This is a genomic window from Neisseria sp. HMSC064D07 (genome assembly GCF_001837185.1).
Classification (GTDB): Bacteria; Pseudomonadota; Gammaproteobacteria; order Burkholderiales; family Neisseriaceae; genus Neisseria; species Neisseria flavescens_C.
Genome location: NZ_KV831647.1, coordinates 25,266 through 42,814, shown reverse-complemented (window position 1 = coordinate 42,814; position 17,549 = coordinate 25,266). Strand labels below are relative to the sequence as shown.

The window sequence follows — 17,549 nt, the reverse complement described above, 5'->3', positions numbered from 1 at the left end:
GGTTTTCAGACGGCCGTCTGAAAACCTTTTTTCTTGTTTTAACCAATCATTTAAAACTGACTATTAACCTTTCAACACATCTTGCACAGCCGCTTGAATCTTAGCCGCCGCTGCTTCGATTTGCTGCTGTTCGGTAGATTGGCTTGCCACTGTTTCAACCGGAGTCGCTTGTGAAACTGGCGCGGCTTGTGGAGCTGCGGCTTTAGGCTCAGATTCAGTTTGCGGCGCAGTCAGTGGTAAACGCGCCAATACAGTGCTGACGCCGGTAACTTTATCGCCAATCGCCACTTGCGCCTGCGCATCGACAGGCAGATACATATCCACGCGCGAGCCAAAGCGGATAAAGCCATAGCGTTCGCCGCGAGACAGTTTCGCACCTGCTTGGGTGTAGCACAAAATACGGCGCGCCACCAAACCAGCCACTTGAACAAAAGTAATTTCACGACCAGAAGCCGTAGTCGCCAAAACCGCATTACGTTCGTTTTCCGTGCTGGCTTTGTCCAAATCCGCATTCACGAATTTGCCTTTGTTATAGACCACTTTCGTTACCGTACAATCGGCAGGCGATTTTTGCGAATGCACGTTGAACACGTTCATAAAAATACTGATTTTCAAAGCATCGACATCACGATACGGATCACGTGCGCGCTCGACCACCACGATACGGCCGTCAACAGGGCTCAACACCGCCTCAGGATTTTGCGGAATTTCACGCGCAGGGTCGCGGAAAAACTGCAAAGCAAATACGGTAAACACCCAAAACGGCAAAGACCACCAGCCGCAGCACATCGACACCAGCAGGCTCAAAGCCAAACCGCCGCCGATAATCGGCCAGCCCTCACGGGCGATAATCGGGTGGGGATACAAACGGTTCATCACTTATCCTTCATTTAATAATTTCAAAATTGCCGCCATTATATCTGAAACTCCAAACATTGAGGCCGTCTGAAATGTTCAGACGGCCGGTGTCTTTTGTAAAAAATACTCAACATAGATAAAGTTTCAGTTTCGGCAACACAATGACGCAGCATCCTCAACCAGCGGCTCACACGAGCCAACAACTCACCGCAAATATCATTTTGACCAAACCTCTGCCCTCGATTATCTCGACAAGCCCAGCATGACCGCCAATACCAGCCAAATCCAATGCCGACGGCGCGATGTAGAAAACAAAGCGCGTTGAGACAGCAAACGCGTTTGGCTCAACTGATACGCCACATCTGCGAGCTTAATCAACTGATTGCCCTGTCGTGTTTTGCTTTCTTCCGCTTTACGCAGTTTCAAATTTTCCGCCTCAATCCGCAGCCGCACCAGCTTGGCCTCTAAAAGCAGCAGCTCACGCGCTTCTTCATACTCCTGTCGCTTCATCGTCCGTATCCTTGTCTATCTCACCGCGCAAATACGCAATGTCCGATCGAATATCCTGCAAGGTTTCAGCCACACGGCTGCCCTGCTCCCGATAGTCCGCTGATACTTTGCGGAACAATACGGCAATAATCAGCAGGCTCACGAAGAAAATGCCGAAAAATACCCACAAAGCGGCCACATCCGACAGCACGCGGTTCAAACCAAACAGCAAACCGACCAAGCCTACCATCAACAGCGCGCCGGACAACACCAGCCAAATCGCCAAACGAAACACATTCTCCGCCTGACGCGTCAAATCCAAGCTCAATACCTGCAAACGCAACAGCAGCAAATCCGCGCCCTGATTCAACAAAGCCTTGCCATGTTCAAAACGCTGGCGAATTCCCATCTCGATTATCCTTTTTCCCAGGAAAAATAAGGCTAAGGCCGTCTGCACGGCGCAATGAAATCCATGATCTCATGTACACGCCTGTTCAGACGGCCTTAACATATTCACATTAACGGCGGTTCAACAACACACCAACAACCAAACCGGCCAATGCGGCAAAACCCATCGCATAATATGGTTTTTCATGCACCACTTCATCAGCGTGTTTGGCACCGCGTTTCAAACGCGCACCTGCATCGGCTTCAAATTCGGCAAAACGCTCTTTGCCTTCTTTAAAACGCTCCTGAGCCGCTTCTTCAAACTGCTCGTATTTCTCACGCGCACGCTCGGCATGATGGCGCAAACGTTCGCCGGCCTCTTCTTCAAAACGGCTCAAACGCTCTTTGGCCACGGCCAATTTTTCTTCCAATTTGGCTCGGGCTTTGCTGCCCTCTTCCGAACCGGCTTCAACACCATTGCGGTACAACTCTTCCACATCATCCATCACTTCTCGGATGTCTTTCAGCAAAGCCTCGCGACGTGCTTCAAAATCGTGTTTTTTCATGCTTCTCTCCTTGATATAGGTTGATATGGTTACAGACTGTTTATCTGTTAATAAATTATAACCATTTATTCCAAAATAAACGTTAATTTAAATAAAATTAAGTGCTTATTATGAAAACAAGCAAATGAAATTTAAAAAAAGGCCGTCTGAAAACTTCAGACGGCCTTTTCCATTCAGCTTAAAGACTTAAGTCTTATGCCAAACCTTTTGCTTTCAACACTTCCAGCATGGTAGTGCCCAACTCGGCAGGGCTACGGGTGTAAGCGATACCGGCTTTTTCGAAAGCGGCGAATTTTTCTTCGGCAGTACCTTTACCACCGGAGATAATCGCACCGGCGTGGCCCATACGTTTGCCTTTAGGAGCGGTAACACCAGCAATGTAACCTACAACAGGTTTGGTTACGTTGGATTGGATGTATTCGGCTGCTTCTTCTTCCGCAGTACCGCCGATTTCACCGATCATGATGATGGCGTCGGTATCTGGGTCTTCTTGGAAGAGTTTCAGTGCGTCGATTTGGTTCATACCAGGAATCGGGTCGCCGCCGATACCGATACAGGTTGATTGACCCAAGCCCAGTTTGGTGGTTTGTGCCACGGCTTCGTAAGTCAACGTACCGGAACGGGAAATAATACCGATGCGGCCAGGTTGGTGGATGTGGCCCGGCATAATACCGATTTTGCACTCACCCGGAGTAATCACGCCAGGGCAGTTAGGGCCGACCAAGCGGGTACCGTTGCCGTTGGTTTCCAAGTAACGTTTGGCTTTGAGCATGTCCAGAGTTGGAACGCCTTCGGTAATCACAACGACCAAGCCCACGCCTGAATCAACTGCTTCAACGATAGAATCCAAAACAAACGGAGCGGGAACGTAAATTACAGATGCGTCAGCGCCGGTTTCTTTAACGGCTTCTTTCATGGTGTTGAACACGGGCAGGTTCAGGTGGGTTTGACCGCCTTTGCCTGGGGTAACGCCGCCGACAACTTTAGTGCCGTAAGCCAGAGCTTGTTCGGAGTGGAAAGTACCGTTTTTACCGGTGAAACCTTGAACCAATACTTTGGTGTCTTTATTAATCAATACGCTCATTCTTTTCTCCTTAGGCGTTTACGGCTGCAACAATTTTTTCGGCTGCGTCATTCAGGCCGTCTGCAGAAGTCAGTTTCAGACCTGATTCGTTCAGGATTTTCGCGCCGAGTTCGGCGTTGTTACCTTCCAAACGAACAACGACAGGAACGTTGACGTTGATTTCTTTAACGGCTGCCACGATGGCTTCCGCAATCATGTCGCAACGTACGATACCGCCGAAGATGTTGATCAATACGCCTTTAACGGATTTGTCTTCCAGAATCAGTTTGAACGCTTCAACCACGCGGTCTTTGGTTGCGCCGCCACCAACGTCCAAGAAGTTGGCAGGTTGGCCACCTTTGAGTTTGATAATGTCCATAGTGGCCATCGCCAAACCGGCACCGTTAACCATACAGCCGATGTTGCCTTCCAGGGCAACATAGTTCAGGTCGAATTCAGAAGCTTTCAGCTCACGTTCGTTTTCTTGAGATTTGTCGCGCAAAGCGGCAATTTTCGGCAGGCGGTAGAGCGCGTTGCTGTCGATACCGATTTTGCCGTCCACACAGGCCAAGTCGCCGTTTTCACGGACTGCCAATGGGTTTACTTCAAACAGTGCGAAGTCGTTTTCGATAAACGCTTTGTACGCGCCGGTCATCAGTTTGACGAACTCGTTGATTTGTTTGTCTTTCAAGCCCAGTTGGAAGGCAACTTCGCGAGCTTGGCAAGGTTGCAGGCCGACCAGCGGATCAACGGTTACTTTGAAGATTTTTTCTGGAGTTTCGGCAGCAACTTTTTCAATTTCCACGCCGCCTTCGGTAGAAGCCATGAATGTAACGCGGCGGGTAGAACGGTCAACCACTGCGCCCAAGTACAGCTCGGTTTGAACCGGATACATGTCTTCGCAAACCAAAACGCTGTTGACAGGTTGGCCGTTGGCATCGGTTTGGTAAGTTACCAAGTTGGTGCCAATCAGGCTTTCAGCCACTTCTTTAGCTTCTTCGCGGCTTTTAACGACTTTTACGCCTCCCGCTTTACCGCGGCCGCCGGCGTGTACTTGTGCTTTGACAACAGCGAATTTGCCGCCCAATTTGTCGTAAGCTGCAGCGGCTTCTTCGCCGTTGTGTGCCAAAATACCGCCTTGTACGGGCAAACCGTAGCTAGCCAGCAGTTCTTTAGCCTGATACTCGTGTAAATTCATGGATTTCTCCTTAAGGTGAGTGGGTTTTAGGAATCGCCCTGCGGCCAATCCCATATTTTCAGACGGCCCTACTATTTACTGAAGGGCAACCACATCCGCGCCAGCAGATACATGGTTGCGCCGCCTCCTCCGAGAATAAAAAAGACAATGCCTTTTTTACGCGAATTCGGGCAGAGCAGATAAACGGCAAGGCTGAAACTGATAAACAACAATGCCACGCGCCAAACCAATTCTTTATCTTTGAAACGGTTGAGCGTATAAGTTTCGGTCATCATCACATACATCTGCCACAATGCGGCCATACACATGCTGATGATGCCCATCGGTATAAAGAAAATACCGACTATTTCTTTGTTCATAACGAATGTAAATGCTGTTTGTTTGTCTGACGGAATTATAAATCAGAAAACGAAGCTCTCGAAACATTCAATTTGTCGGAGGCCTTAAGGCCGTCTGAAAAGTTTCAGACGGCCTTAATGTCTATCAACCGTGCAAAGCGCGTTTGTCGGCCGCCAATGCAGCTTCGTGAACCACTTCGGACAAGGTTGGGTGAGCATGGATAATACGTGCGATGTCTTCGCTGCTGGCGAAGAATTCGAGTGCAGTCACGCCTTCAGTAACCAATTCGCTGACAACCGGGCCAATCATGTGTACGCCCAAGATACGGTCGGTTTTGGCATCTGCCAACACTTTAACCGTACCTTTGGCTTTGCCCATTGCCAATGCGCGACCGTTTGCACCGAAACCTGAAGTACCTTTTTTGTACTCCACGCCTTCGGCTTTGAGCTGTTCTTCGGTTTTACCCACCCAAGCGATTTCAGGGTCGGTGTAAATTACAAACGGCACGTTGTTGAAGTCGATATGCGGTTTTTGACCGGCAATACGCTCGGCAACGGCAACGCCTTCGTCGCTGGCTTTGTGTGCCAACATCGGGCCGCGAACCACGTCGCCGATTGCCCATACGTTAGGCAGGTTGGTACGGCATTCGCCATCTACTTTGATAAAGCCACGCTCGTCTTTTTCCAAGCCTACGGCTTCGGCGTTCAGGCCTTTGGTGTTTGGAATACGGCCGATGGCAACGATCAGTTTGTCGAATACTTCGGTTTTGGCTTCGCCGGCAGCAGTTTCGTAAGCAACGGAAACGCCTTTGCCTTCAGATTTGATGTCGCCGATTTTCACGCCCAATTCAATGCTCAAGCCTTGCTCTTTGGTGAAGTATTTGAAGGCTTCTTTTGCGATTTGTTGGTCGGCGGCAGCCAAGAAGGTCGGCGCAGCTTCAAGAATGGTAACTTCTGAACCCACGCGGTTCCATACGGAACCCATTTCCAAACCAATCACGCCGGAACCGATCACGCCGAGTTTGGCAGGCACTTCGGTCAGGTTCAGTGCGCCTTCGTTGTCCAATACATTCACATTGTCGATAGCGACTTGTGGCAGCGGACGCGGTACGGAACCGGTTGCTACGATGACGTGTTTGGCTTCGATAACGGTTTTCTCACCTTTGTTATCGACTTCGATTTGGTAGGCATCGCCATTTTTACCGGCAAAGGAAGCAGTACCGAACAGGCTGGTTACTTTGTTTTTTTGGAACAGGAATTTCACGCCGCCGGTCAGTTTGGTCACGATGGCATCTTTGCGCTCAATCATTTTGGCCGCGTCGAATTTTACGTCGCCGACAGTGATACCGTGTTCGGCAAAATCGTGTTGCGCAGCGTGGAAATGTTCACTGGATTGCAACAGGGCTTTAGAAGGGATACAACCTACGTTTAAGCAAGTACCGCCCAATGCAGGGGCATTGCCTGCTTTGTTAACGCCTGCGTCGACGCAAGCGGTTTTGAAACCCAGTTGCGCGGCACGGATGGCGGCAACGTATCCACCCGGGCCTGCACCAATCACTACTACATCATATTGAGACATCGTGTCATCCTTTGCTTTTGGCAGTATCTCAAAATAAAAACGATACTTTTTGTTTCTTTTTTATTTTGAATGACTGCGTTTTGATGGTTTTAAGAAAAGGCCGTCTGAAAGTCCATATCTGTCGATTCATTCGAATCAAATGTTTCAGACGGCCTCAATCGTTCGTTGAGCCTATTGTAGCACGATACTACATTACGCTACATCTAAATAAAAATTCAGACGACCTTTTCATTAATAAATAAAAGGCCGTCTGAAACGATTACAGATCCAACAACAGGCGAGCTGGGTCTTCCAACGCGTCTTTAATGGCTACCAAGGTCAATACAGCTTCGCGGCCGTCAATAATACGGTGGTCGTAAGACAGAGCCAGATACATCATTGGACGGACAACAACTTGACCGTTTTCAACCACAGCGCGCTCTTTAGTGGCGTGCATACCCAAAATCGCAGATTGAGGCGGGTTGATGATTGGGGTAGACATCATAGAACCGAAAGTACCGCCGTTGGTAATACTGAATGTACCGCCGGTCAGATCTTCGATAGCGATTTTGCCGTCTTTTGCTTTTTTCGCGTAATCAACAATTGCTTGTTCGATGTCGGCAATGCTCATTTGGTCGGCATCGCGCAGGATTGGCACAACCAAACCGCGTGGGCTGCCAATCGCGATACCGATGTCGAAGTAGCCATGGTACACGATGTCTTTGCCGTCAACAGAAGCATTCACAACCGGATATTTTTTCAGGGCGGCAACAGCGGCTTTAACGAAGAAGGACATAAAGCCCAGTTTCACGCCGTGTTCTTTCTCGAATTTATCTTTGTACTTCGCACGCAAGTCCATGATTGGTTTCATGTTGACTTCGTTGAATGTAGTCAGAATGGCGTTTTCTTGTTGAGAAGCTAAGAGGCGTTCTGCAACACGGGCACGCAGGCGGCTCATTGGTACGCGTTCTTCAGGACGTGCGCCGGCAGGAAGTGCAACAGCAGGAGCAGCGGCTGCGGCAGGTTTGGCAGCGGCATTTTGTACGTCTTCTTTCAATACGCGACCGTCACGGCCGGAACCTTGCAATGCGTTCACGTCAACACCGGTCTCGGCAGCCAGTTTTGCAGCGGCAGGCATCGCGGCGTTGTTTTGTGCAGTAGCAGGAGCGGCAGCTGGGGCTGCTTCGGCAGGAGCGGCTGCAGGTGCTTCAGCAGCGGCAGTAGCAGCTGTATCGATACGAGCCAAAACTTGGTCGGCAACAACGGTTTCACCGTCTTGAGCTACGATTTCAACCAATACGCCGGCTTGTGGAGAAGGTACTTCCAAAACCACTTTGTCAGTTTCGATATCGATCAGGATTTCGTCACGAGCAACTGCTTCGCCAACTTTTTTCTTCCATTCCAAGAGCGTGCCTTCAGATACGCTTTCAGACAGCATAGGTACTTTTACATCAATAATCATTTTGTGTCTCCAATGGCCCTTTCAGACGGCCTGTTGTGTGTTTTTAATTCTGCATATGGGCATTCCGCCTGAGCAGACTCAGACGGAATGCTACTTGGTTTACAATGCCAAAGCGTCTTCAACCAATTGTTTCAATTGAGCAATGTGTTTACTTGAGTAGCCCACTGCAGGCGATGCGCTGCTTGGACGACCGGCATAAGACAGTTTTTGCTCTTCGCTGATAACGTCTTCGATGCGGTGGCGGATTTGGTAGAACGCGCCTTGGTTTTTCGGCTCTTCTTGTGCCCAAACCACAGATTTTGCGTTCGGATATTTCGCCAGTTCAGCTTTAACCTCTTCGTATGGGAACGGATACAGCTGCTCAACGCGGACGATAGCAACATCATCTTCCAGTTTACGCTCGGTACGGCCGGCTTCCAAGTCATAGTAAACCTGACCGGCACACAATACCACGCGTTTCACGCTGTCGTTGCTTGCGCGTTCGGCAGTATCGCCGATAACCGGACGGAAAGTCGAACCTTCGGTAAAGTTTTCCAGCGGGCTCATTGCACCTTTGAAGCGCAACAGGCGTTTGGACATGAAAATCACCAGTGGTTTGCGGTATGAACCCAAGACTTGACGTTGCAAGAGGTGGAACATTTGCGACGCTTCAGACGGCATGATGACTTGCATATTGTTCTCAGAACACAGTTGCAACCAACGTTCCACGCGTGCAGAAGAGTGCTCAGGGCCTTGACCGTCGTAACCGTGCGGCAGGATGGTGGTCAGACCGCACAAACGACCCCATTTGGTTTCGCCTGAAGACAGGAATTGGTCGATAGTTACTTGCGCGCCGTTGGCGAAGTCACCGAATTGAGCTTCCCAAATGGTCAGCTTGTCAGGAGCGGAGCAGGCAAAGCCGTACTCGAACGCCATCACGGCTTCTTCGTTCAAGATAGAGTCGATAACCAGGAACTCGCCCAAGCCTTCGCCCATATTGCGCAGAGGAACATAAGTACCGTCGTCCCATTTTTCGCGTTTTTGATCGTGCAATACTGCATGACGGTGTGAGAATGTACCGCGGCCGGAGTCCTCACCGGAGATACGCACGCCATGACCTTTGGTCAGCAGGCTTGCGTATGCGAGGGTTTCGGCCATACCCCAGTCGATGGCTTGTTTGCCGGATGCCATGGCTTTACGCGCTTCGATCACACGTTTTGCAGTCGGATGCAGGGCAAAGCCTTCCGGTACGGCGGTAAATTTCTCGGTAAGGCGCTCGATGTCGGCGGCAGGCAAACCGGTTTCGATTTTTTCGCGCCAATCTTTGCCTTGGTATTTGCTCCAGTCGATTTGTGTGCGTTGGAAGTTGCTCAAAGTTGTTTGTTCAACATGTTCGCCTTTGTCCAAAGCATCACGGTAGGCTTGGATGTAGCCGTCAGCCTCAGCTTGGGTTACCACGCCTTCGGCAATCAGTTGTTCGGTGTACAAAGCACGCGCACCCGGGTGTTGCGATACTTTTTTGTACATCATCGGTTGGGTCAGGGTCGGATCATCGCCCTCGTTGTGGCCCCATTTACGGTAACAGACAACGTCGATCACGATGTCTTTATGGAATTTTTTGCGGTAATCCAAAGCGGCTTGGATAGCAAAGCAAACGCGTTCAGGGTCATCGCCGTTCACGTGGATAACCGGAGCGGAAACCATTTTCGCGATATCGGTACAGTATACGGTAGAACGGGTATCGCGGGTATCGGAAGTGGTAAAGCCGATTTGGTTGTTGATCACGATGTGAACAGTACCGCCGGTGGTATAGCCGCGTGTTTTAGACAGGTTGAATGTTGCTTGGTTAACACCCAAACCGATAAATGCGGAGTCACCGTGAATCAATACTGGCAAGACTTTATCGCGGCCGTTTTCGCCCAAACGTTTTTGTTTGGCGCGCGCAGAACCTTCCACTACTGGGTTAACAATTTCCAAGTGTGACGGGTTAAATGCCAAAGAAACGTGCATTGGGCCGTGTGGCGTAGCAATGTCGGAGCTGAAGCCCATGTGGTATTTCACGTCGCCGCTAGGCAATTTGATTTCGGCACGGCCTTCAAATTCAGCAAACAGATCAGCCGGTTTTTTACCCAAAATGTTAACCAAAACATTCAGACGGCCACGGTGTGCCATACCGATGATGACTTCTTCCACGCCGTCTTTACCAGCGTTTTGAATCAGGTAATTCAAACCGGCAATCGCGCTTTCACCGCCTTCTACACCAAAGCGTTTTTGACCGACATATTTGGTATGCAGGTAGCGTTCCAGAGTTTCGGCAGCAGTCATTTCTTTCAAGATACGGCGTTTTTGTTCAACGTTGTAGCTTGGCGTAGACAGTACGCTTTCAAAATAATTGCGAACCCAGCGGCGCTCTTCGGTATTTGGGATGTAGATATACTCTACCGCAATATGGCCGCAGTAGGTTTGTTTGAGGTTGCTGATGATTTGGGACAGAGGCAGTTTGCTCTGACCGGAAAAATCGCCCTCGCCCATATTGAACTGAAGCGCCATATCGGCATCTGACAGACCGTGGAATTTAGGATCGAGAGCTTCGATATTTTGAGGAGGAATACGTTTGAGCGGATCAAGTTGGGCTGCACCCACGCCTTGGATACGATAGGCAGAAATCAGTCGCAAAACGCTGACTTGCTTTTTCATCATTGCCTCATCCACACCGCCTGCGACGGCTGCGGCAATTTTCTTTTTAGCCAAAGTGGCAAATGATTCACGAATCGGTGTATGGGCAACATCGACAGCGACTGCGCCCGGCTGTTTACTCAAATCGGTAAAGTACTGTTTCCATTTTTCATCGACAGATTCCGGATTATCCAGAAACTTTTCATACAACTCCTCGATGTATGGCGCATTAGAACCAAACAGATAAGAGAAATTGAGTTTTTCGTCCATCATGGCGTGAGCTCTTTTCTTTAAAATATAAACAAAGGGTAGAATCCCGTGTTCTCCGAACGGAATTCAGGCCGTCTGAAATGACACTTTATTCTACCCTATTTTAAATCAAATTACCTGTTATCAACTTAATTAATTACGGGTCAACCTCATTGAAAACAACAATTCGATTTTTTCAAACGACTTTTTAACAATATATTAATATATTGTCTGTTAGCGTTTATCTACCGGAACATAATCACGACGTTCCGCACCGGTATACAGTTGACGTGGGCGACCGATTTTCAGCGCCGGATCGCTAATCATTTCATGCCAATGAGAAATCCAACCTACACTGCGCGACAATGCGAAGATAACGGTAAACATTTCAGTTGGAATGCCCAATGCGGACAAGACGATACCGGAGTAGAAATCGACGTTTGGATACAGCTTGCGTTCAACAAAGAATGGGTCTTTCAGTGCAATTTGTTCCAATTCCATCGCCAGCTTGAATTTAGGACTGTCTTCCAAGCCCAATTCTTTCAAGACTTCATAACAGGTTTCGCGCATGATGTTGGCTCGGGGGTCCATATTGCGGTATACGCGGTGACCAAAGCCCATCAGACGGTATTTGCGTTGTTTCACACCTTCCATGTATGCGGCAACATTAGACACATCGCCGATTTCGTCCAGCATCTTCAACACAGCTTCGTTTGCACCGCCATGTGAAGCACCCCACAGACAGGCGATACCGGCAGCGATACAGGCAAATGGGTTCGCGCCTGAAGAGCCGGCCAAACGTACAGTCGAAGTAGAGGCGTTTTGCTCGTGGTCGGCATGCAAAATAAAGATGCGGTCGAGCGCGCGAGCTAATACTGGATTAGGTTTATATTCTTCACATGGTGTTGCGAACATCATGTGCAAGAAGTTTTCAGCATAGGAAAGGTTATTTTTTGGATAATTGAACGGCAGACCATTGGAATAACGGTAACACATTGCCGCAATTGTCGGAATTTTGGAGATTAAGCGGTAAATCGCAATTTTGCGGTGTTCAGGATTGGTAATATCCAAGCTGTCTTGATAAAACGCAGACAGCGCGCCAACCACACCCACCATCATCGCCATCGGATGAGCATCGCGACGGAATCCGCGGAAGAACCAAGTCAGCTGTTCATGCAGCATAGTATGGCGACCGACTGTGGCATCAAATTCTTTTTTCTGTTCAGAGGTAGGCAGTTCGCCGTAAATCAACAGATAGCAAACTTCCAAGTAATCGGATTTTTCGGCCAGCTGTTCGATAGGATAACCACGGTAATACAACAGACCTTCATCGCCATCAATATAAGTGATTTTGGATTCGCAACTTGCAGTTGACACGAATCCGGGGTCGAAGGAAAACAGACCTGTATTTTTAGTCAAAGTACGAATATCAACCACATCATGGCCTATACTTGCTTCCAATACTGGCAGTTCCAAGGTCTCTTGATTTGGGGTGGTGAGCTTGACTGATTTAGACATTCTTAAACTCCTTTGTAAGTTGGGGCTTTCGTTGCCGCCCAAGCGGCACGGTCCTTTTTTTTCAGACGGCCTCAGTATGGAAAGAGCTTGTTCGGATTGGCATCGCAAACAAGCTCTATAACACGTCATGCCTGTCTGATTTTTTCAAGCATGGGAATCAGGTGTTTCTTGTCCGTCGCCGAATGTCCGTTAATCAAGGCAAGTAACTCTTGGTCTTGAAATTCGAGGATTTCGGAAAATTCGGACAACTCCTGATCACTCAGGTGCTCGAATTCTTTTTCCATAAACCTACCGAAGATTAAGTCTAATTCCAACAATCCCCGGCGGGTTTGAAAACGGATTTTCCGTTTGGCAATATCGTCAAAAACCATCATTTCTTAAACGGCTCGTTTCAACATAATCTCTTTAATCTTACCAATGGCTCGGGTCGGATTCAAGTGTTTAGGACATACGTCTACGCAGTTCATAATGGTGTGGCAACGGAACAAACGGTATGGGTCGTTCAGATTATCCAAACGCTCATTAGTGATGGTATCACGGCTATCCGCAATGAAACGGTAAGCATTCAGCAAGCCAGACGGACCAACAAATTTATCAGGGTTCCACCAGAATGATGGGCAGGCAGTCGAACAGCAGGCGCACAAAATACACTCGTACAAACCGTCCAACTCTTTACGCTCTTCCTGAGTTTGCAAACGCTCTTTGTCCGCATCAATCGGATTGTCGTTGACAACGTAAGGTTTAATGGAGTGATATTGTTTGAAGAACTGGGTCATGTCCACAATCAGGTCGCGGATAACAGGCAGGCCCGGCAGAGGACGGATTTTGACCGGCTGTTTCAGGCTGCGCAAATCAGTCAGACATGCCAAGCCGTTTTTGCCGTTGATGTTCATACCGTCAGAACCGCAAATACCTTCGCGGCAAGAACGGCGGAAAGACAATGTATCGTCTTGTGCTTTCAGGCGCACTAAAGCGTCCAAAAGTTTAACGTCGGTTGGTTCCAATTCCAACTCGTAACGTTGCATATAAGGTTTGGCATCAACGTCCGGGTTGTAACGGTAAATTTCAAAACTCATTTTTTCCATGAGAAGTGTTCCTTTTCTCATAAACTGCCCAATGATTTTGTATTATGAATTCAAGCAGTTCAATGTGGGTATGGTTAGGTTTCAGACGGCCTTTAAGGTAAAGGCCGTCTGAAAACTCATCAATAAACGCGTTTAGCCGGTTTGATGTATTCCACGCTCAAAGGCTTGGTATGCACCGGTTTGTAAGACAAAGTATTGGTATCTGAATGATACAGGGTATGTTTCATCCAGTTTTCGTCATCGCGCTCAGGATGGTCGTCTGAAGCGTGTGCGCCACGCGATTCTTTACGCGCTTCGGCGGACACCAAAGTCGCTTTCGCTACTTCAATCAGATTATCCAATTCCAAAGCTTCGATACGCGCGGTATTCCACACTTTGCTCTTGTCTTTGATTTCAGTACGTTTCACGCGCTCGGCAATCTCCATGATTTCTCGAACGCCTTTGCTCAGAATCTCATCGGTACGGAACACGCCGGCATGCAGTTGTACGGAGCGTTGCAGTTCGCGACGCAATGCATCAACGTTTTCGCCGCCGGTTTGGTTGTCCAAACGCTCGATACGTTGGCGGGTCAATTCGCCGGCATTAGCAGGCAGAGATTTCCAGTCGCTTTGCTCTTTGATGAATTTAATCATGCTGTCGCCGGCAGCTTTACCGAATACCACCAAGTCCAACAGGGAGTTGGTACCCAAGCGGTTCGCACCGTGTACGGAAGCACATGCACACTCACCTGCTGCATACAGACCTTTTACAGGCACTTCGTAATCTTCACCTTGCGGAACAACAACTTCGCCATGGTAGTTGGTCGGAATACCGCCCATCATGTAGTGGGTAGTCGGCACAACAGGAATCGGGTCTTTAATCGGGTCAATACCGGCAAACTGGATGGAAATCTCGCGGATGCCCGGCAGTTTTTCCATAATTTTTTCTGCGCCGATATGGTCAATTTTCAGCAATACGTGGTCTTTGTTTTTACCACAGCCGCGACCTTCGTAGATTTCCATAGCCATCGCACGGGAAACCACGTCACGGGAAGCCAAATCTTTTACGGTTGGAGCGTAACGTTCCATAAAGCGTTCGCCATCGGCATTCAACAGAATACCGCCCTCACCGCGCACACCCTCGGTAATCAATACACCAGCACCGGCTACACCAGTCGGGTGGAATTGCCAGAATTCCATGTCTTCCAACGGAATCCCTGCACGGGCACAAATACCCAAACCGTCACCGGTGTTCATATAAGCATTGGTGGAAGAAGCATAAATACGACCGCCGCCACCAGTAGCAAACATAACAGCTTTAGCGTGGAAAATATAAACTTCGCCGGTTTCCATTTCCATGGCGGTTACACCGACGACGTCGCCGTTTTCATCACGAATCAAATCTTGCGCCGTCCATTCCACAAAGAATTGTGTATTGGCACGGACGTTTTGTTGGTACAAAGTATGCAACATCGCATGACCGGTACGGTCGGCAACCGCACATGCACGTTCTACCGCACGTTTACCGTGTTCGGCAGTATGGCCGCCGAAAGGACGTTGGTAGATTTTGCCACTTTCCACACGGTCAAAAGGCATACCCATGTGTTCCAACTCAATTACGGCTTCGGGCGCTGCGCGGCACATAAACTCAATCGCATCTTGGTCGCCCAACCAGTCAGAACCTTTCACGGTATCGTACATATGCCAATCCCAACGGTCTTCCTGCACATTACCCAATGAAGCAGAAATACCGCCTTGAGCCGCTACAGTATGAGAACGGGTTGGGAATACTTTAGACAAAACAGCACAATTCAGGCCGGATTTAGACAATTGGAGGGCTGCGCGTAAACCTGCACCACCACCGCCAACAATCACGGCATCAAACTTGCGAACAGGAAAACTCATATTTACCCCCAGATTACTTTAACTGAATATACCAAGCAGCCGACCAACCAAACGATGGTGGCAACTTGTAAAAACAAACGCACGCCGAAAGGCTTAATGTAGTCCATCCACAAATCGCGGATACCTACCCATGCATGCAGGAATACGGCCAAGAAGCTCACTTGGGTAAATACTTTCACCCAAGTTTGATCAAAAAATGCCTGCCATGCCGAATATTCTTTAGGCAACGTAAACAAAACAACCAAAAGAACCACGGTGTACACCAACATGATGACCGCAGTTGCACGTTGCATTGCCCAATCGCGCAAACCGTAATGCGCACCTGTCAATTTACGTTCTACCATAACAAAGCTCCCAAAACGACGGTCAGAATCAAAGCAGAAGCAAATACAACTTTAGCAGTAGCACGGGCAGTATTTAATTCCAAGCCTTTGTGTACATCCAAAAACAGAAAGCGGATACCGGCGAAAAAGTGGTGCAGATATGCCCACAACAGACCGATAAGGATCAGCTTCACAAACGGATTGGAGATAGCAGAACGATATGCTTCAAACGATGCTTCGCGATCCAGCGTTCCGGAGAAGAAATACAAGAGAACAGGCAGCATCACAAACAAGCCGACGCCGCTGATACGGTGAAGAATAGATACAATCCCCGGTATGGGCAATCGGATATTCGGAATTTCCAAAAATACCGGGCGTGATTTGGCGGACATGGTCAGTTCCTCTAGATTTATTATCAGCTCAAAACCTATAGCTCAGCACTACAATAAGCTACATAAACCATAATTTACCTGTTTTATCTCATTTTGAACAGTGCAATTTATGAATGCTCTAATGATTTTTACCAAAAGACTAATAAAATCAAACAATCATTCTTAGATTTTTTTTTGCGTGGCTAGCCTTTTTTGTTACTTTCCTGCAATTAAGCCATCTCCCCATCAAAGCACTTACGATAACATCATTATTGTTTGAGAATTGTATCTATTGTGAGATAAATTCTCACTCTTGATACCTAATCTTTACAAAGGCATAAGCCATTCTTAACTTATTACCATTGCATTATCACCACTACTCTTACATAGTTATACATTCAAAGACATTTCATCCATCTCTAGATGGACTAAAATACAGCACAACACCAACAATGTTTCCATACCTTATAAGGAAGCTGCATCATGACACACTCCCCTCATCAAAACACACCCGATCCGGAAGACTACATCCCCTCCTTCCGCCGTCGAAACTTGGACACATCCGGTTTTATGAAAAAACTCGGACGCTTTGCCGGCCGCCTGGGCAAACCTGTCGTCCGACAGCTTTATGCACTTTATTACCTTTGGGAATCCGAACACACGCCCAAACGGGCTAAAATGATTATTGTCGGTGCACTGGTTTATTTTCTAAGCCCTATCGACAGCATTCCCGACCTTTTGATTCCATTTGGCTTCAGCGATGACATTGCCGTCATTGCGCTGGTTTATTCTCAGATGAAAAACTATCTGACCGAAGATATTCAAGAAAAAGCCCGTCAAGCGGCTGACAAGCTGTTTGGTTCTTAATTACACGCACCAACCACAAGTCGGACACACTTTTTCTTCAAATACACCTAAATCGCCTATGAAAAACCACTCTGCACTTTCTGCCTACCTTAACAACAGCCAGGGTAAATCCCTGACCTTAGCTCTCGCAGTGTAAGAATTTCACTTCGAAAAACCTTATAGGTTTATTACTGGCGATATCGTGCACCATTAGAACAGACAGACTTGTGTCGCATCGGCAAACAACGTTTACAATACAGCAAAATAAAAGGCCGTCTGAAACCTAAAATCTAGGTTTCAGACGGCCTTTTCTCCATCATATATCAACTTATGATGACTTCTTATTTTTTTGAACCTTCTTAGAATGCAAATAGTCAATAATAATCCCACATGAAACAACGAAATATACACCTGAAATAAACATATACAGCATAGTAATCAAACCCTGCCCCATATCTCCGCAACAGGGAGGCGTAGAAGACATCCAATACAAATACAGATATACTCCATTAATAATCGATGTAATCGCAAGAGAAGTAAAAATATATCTCTTGAAACAAAAATAGGGTAGGCATAAAAAAAACTGCAATAACAGACTCAATCCTGCAATCTCTACAGCCTCTCTTGACTCATTCGCTCCTAAATCAAAATATTTCGACCACGCATAAGACCATATAACCATAACGACCGAAATAAAAAC

The 17,549-nt window shown here is 47.9% G+C and carries 17 protein-coding genes; 1 reads left to right on the top strand and 16 read right to left on the bottom strand.

Annotated elements, in window-relative coordinates; all coding sequences use genetic code 11:
• Window positions 1-63: 63 nt before the first annotated feature.
• From HMPREF2608_RS01115 to sdhC, 16 genes are all read right to left on the bottom strand, one after another.
• On the bottom strand, window positions 64-876 hold the full coding sequence (locus HMPREF2608_RS01115; protein ID WP_070825687.1) for a phosphatidylserine decarboxylase: 813 nt from the start codon (window positions 874-876) through the stop codon (window positions 64-66).
• A 225-nt stretch (window positions 877-1,101) separates the two neighbouring features.
• Complete coding sequence (locus tag HMPREF2608_RS01110) at window positions 1,102-1,368, bottom strand: hypothetical protein (RefSeq protein ID WP_070825686.1); 267 nt, start codon at window positions 1,366-1,368, stop codon at window positions 1,102-1,104.
• Window positions 1,349-1,756: a phage holin family protein gene (locus HMPREF2608_RS01105; protein WP_049330957.1), complete on the bottom strand. Its 408-nt coding sequence runs from the start codon at window positions 1,754-1,756 to the stop codon at window positions 1,349-1,351. The genes HMPREF2608_RS01110 and HMPREF2608_RS01105 overlap by 20 nt, the downstream gene beginning before the upstream one ends.
• Window positions 1,757-1,865: 109 nt before the next feature.
• Window positions 1,866-2,300, bottom strand: coding sequence for an ElaB/YgaM/YqjD family protein (locus HMPREF2608_RS01100; protein WP_049323841.1), 435 nt, complete (start codon window positions 2,298-2,300; stop codon window positions 1,866-1,868).
• Window positions 2,301-2,493: 193 nt separating this feature from the next.
• Complete coding sequence (gene sucD, locus HMPREF2608_RS01095) at window positions 2,494-3,384, bottom strand: succinate--CoA ligase subunit alpha (RefSeq protein WP_003678822.1); 891 nt, start codon at window positions 3,382-3,384, stop codon at window positions 2,494-2,496.
• 10 nt (window positions 3,385-3,394) lie between these two features.
• A complete protein-coding gene (gene sucC, locus HMPREF2608_RS01090; RefSeq protein WP_301667771.1) occupies window positions 3,395-4,615 on the bottom strand; it encodes an ADP-forming succinate--CoA ligase subunit beta in 1,221 nt (406 codons plus the stop codon).
• A 17-nt stretch (window positions 4,616-4,632) separates the two neighbouring features.
• Window positions 4,633-4,920 (bottom strand): hypothetical protein, encoded by a 288-nt coding sequence (locus HMPREF2608_RS01085; RefSeq protein ID WP_004519272.1) that lies wholly within the window; start codon window positions 4,918-4,920, stop codon window positions 4,633-4,635.
• Window positions 4,921-5,044: 124 nt separating this feature from the next.
• Window positions 5,045-6,478, bottom strand: a complete 1,434-nt coding sequence (gene lpdA / locus HMPREF2608_RS01080; RefSeq protein WP_002231493.1) for a dihydrolipoyl dehydrogenase — start codon at window positions 6,476-6,478, stop codon at window positions 5,045-5,047.
• Between the two features lie 259 nt (window positions 6,479-6,737).
• The gene (odhB, locus tag HMPREF2608_RS01075; RefSeq protein WP_070825685.1) at window positions 6,738-7,919 is read right to left on the bottom strand and encodes a 2-oxoglutarate dehydrogenase complex dihydrolipoyllysine-residue succinyltransferase; all 1,182 of its coding nucleotides are present in this window, start codon (window positions 7,917-7,919) and stop codon (window positions 6,738-6,740) included.
• A 99-nt stretch (window positions 7,920-8,018) separates the two neighbouring features.
• Complete coding sequence (locus HMPREF2608_RS01070) at window positions 8,019-10,847, bottom strand: 2-oxoglutarate dehydrogenase E1 component (protein ID WP_070825684.1); 2,829 nt, start codon at window positions 10,845-10,847, stop codon at window positions 8,019-8,021.
• Window positions 10,848-11,057: 210 nt separating this feature from the next.
• Window positions 11,058-12,341, bottom strand: coding sequence for a citrate synthase (gene gltA / locus HMPREF2608_RS01065; RefSeq protein WP_063068027.1), 1,284 nt, complete (start codon window positions 12,339-12,341; stop codon window positions 11,058-11,060).
• 125 nt (window positions 12,342-12,466) lie between these two features.
• On the bottom strand, window positions 12,467-12,715 hold the full coding sequence (locus tag HMPREF2608_RS01060; RefSeq protein ID WP_003678830.1) for an FAD assembly factor SdhE: 249 nt from the start codon (window positions 12,713-12,715) through the stop codon (window positions 12,467-12,469).
• Between the two features lie 3 nt (window positions 12,716-12,718).
• Window positions 12,719-13,426, bottom strand: coding sequence for a succinate dehydrogenase iron-sulfur subunit (locus tag HMPREF2608_RS01055; protein ID WP_003678833.1), 708 nt, complete (start codon window positions 13,424-13,426; stop codon window positions 12,719-12,721).
• Window positions 13,427-13,545: 119 nt separating this feature from the next.
• The gene (gene sdhA, locus HMPREF2608_RS01050) at window positions 13,546-15,309 is read right to left on the bottom strand and encodes a succinate dehydrogenase flavoprotein subunit (RefSeq protein ID WP_070825683.1); all 1,764 of its coding nucleotides are present in this window, start codon (window positions 15,307-15,309) and stop codon (window positions 13,546-13,548) included.
• A gap of 2 nt (window positions 15,310-15,311) precedes the next feature.
• Window positions 15,312-15,653, bottom strand: a complete 342-nt coding sequence (gene sdhD, locus HMPREF2608_RS01045; protein ID WP_004519264.1) for a succinate dehydrogenase, hydrophobic membrane anchor protein — start codon at window positions 15,651-15,653, stop codon at window positions 15,312-15,314.
• On the bottom strand, window positions 15,647-16,024 hold the full coding sequence (gene sdhC, locus HMPREF2608_RS01040) for a succinate dehydrogenase, cytochrome b556 subunit (RefSeq protein WP_003686156.1): 378 nt from the start codon (window positions 16,022-16,024) through the stop codon (window positions 15,647-15,649). Before sdhC ends, sdhD begins: the two co-directional genes overlap by 7 nt.
• Before the next feature lie 462 nt (window positions 16,025-16,486).
• Between sdhC and HMPREF2608_RS01035 the strand changes: the two genes are divergently transcribed.
• Window positions 16,487-16,870 (top strand): YkvA family protein, encoded by a 384-nt coding sequence (locus HMPREF2608_RS01035; RefSeq protein ID WP_049329785.1) that lies wholly within the window; start codon window positions 16,487-16,489, stop codon window positions 16,868-16,870.
• Window positions 16,871-17,549: the final 679 nt, after the last annotated feature.

Coding starts and splice junctions, on each gene's coding strand:
- HMPREF2608_RS01115 (WP_070825687.1), bottom strand. CDS start 876: ATGAACCGTTTGTATCCCCACCCGATTATCGCCCGTGAGGGCTGGCCG.
- HMPREF2608_RS01110 (WP_070825686.1), bottom strand. CDS start 1,368: ATGAAGCGACAGGAGTATGAAGAAGCGCGTGAGCTGCTGCTTTTAGAG.
- HMPREF2608_RS01105 (WP_049330957.1), bottom strand. CDS start 1,756: ATGGGAATTCGCCAGCGTTTTGAACATGGCAAGGCTTTGTTGAATCAG.
- HMPREF2608_RS01100 (WP_049323841.1), bottom strand. CDS start 2,300: ATGAAAAAACACGATTTTGAAGCACGTCGCGAGGCTTTGCTGAAAGAC.
- sucD (WP_003678822.1), bottom strand. CDS start 3,384: ATGAGCGTATTGATTAATAAAGACACCAAAGTATTGGTTCAAGGTTTC.
- sucC (WP_301667771.1), bottom strand. CDS start 4,615: ATGGGATTGGCCGCAGGGCGATTCCTAAAACCCACTCACCTTAAGGAG.
- HMPREF2608_RS01085 (WP_004519272.1), bottom strand. CDS start 4,920: ATGAACAAAGAAATAGTCGGTATTTTCTTTATACCGATGGGCATCATC.
- lpdA (WP_002231493.1), bottom strand. CDS start 6,478: ATGTCTCAATATGATGTAGTAGTGATTGGTGCAGGCCCGGGTGGATAC.
- odhB (WP_070825685.1), bottom strand. CDS start 7,919: ATGATTATTGATGTAAAAGTACCTATGCTGTCTGAAAGCGTATCTGAA.
- HMPREF2608_RS01070 (WP_070825684.1), bottom strand. CDS start 10,847: ATGATGGACGAAAAACTCAATTTCTCTTATCTGTTTGGTTCTAATGCG.
- gltA (WP_063068027.1), bottom strand. CDS start 12,341: ATGTCTAAATCAGTCAAGCTCACCACCCCAAATCAAGAGACCTTGGAA.
- HMPREF2608_RS01060 (WP_003678830.1), bottom strand. CDS start 12,715: ATGATGGTTTTTGACGATATTGCCAAACGGAAAATCCGTTTTCAAACC.
- HMPREF2608_RS01055 (WP_003678833.1), bottom strand. CDS start 13,426: ATGGAAAAAATGAGTTTTGAAATTTACCGTTACAACCCGGACGTTGAT.
- sdhA (WP_070825683.1), bottom strand. CDS start 15,309: ATGAGTTTTCCTGTTCGCAAGTTTGATGCCGTGATTGTTGGCGGTGGT.
- sdhD (WP_004519264.1), bottom strand. CDS start 15,653: ATGGTAGAACGTAAATTGACAGGTGCGCATTACGGTTTGCGCGATTGG.
- sdhC (WP_003686156.1), bottom strand. CDS start 16,024: ATGTCCGCCAAATCACGCCCGGTATTTTTGGAAATTCCGAATATCCGA.
- HMPREF2608_RS01035 (WP_049329785.1), top strand. CDS start 16,487: ATGACACACTCCCCTCATCAAAACACACCCGATCCGGAAGACTACATC.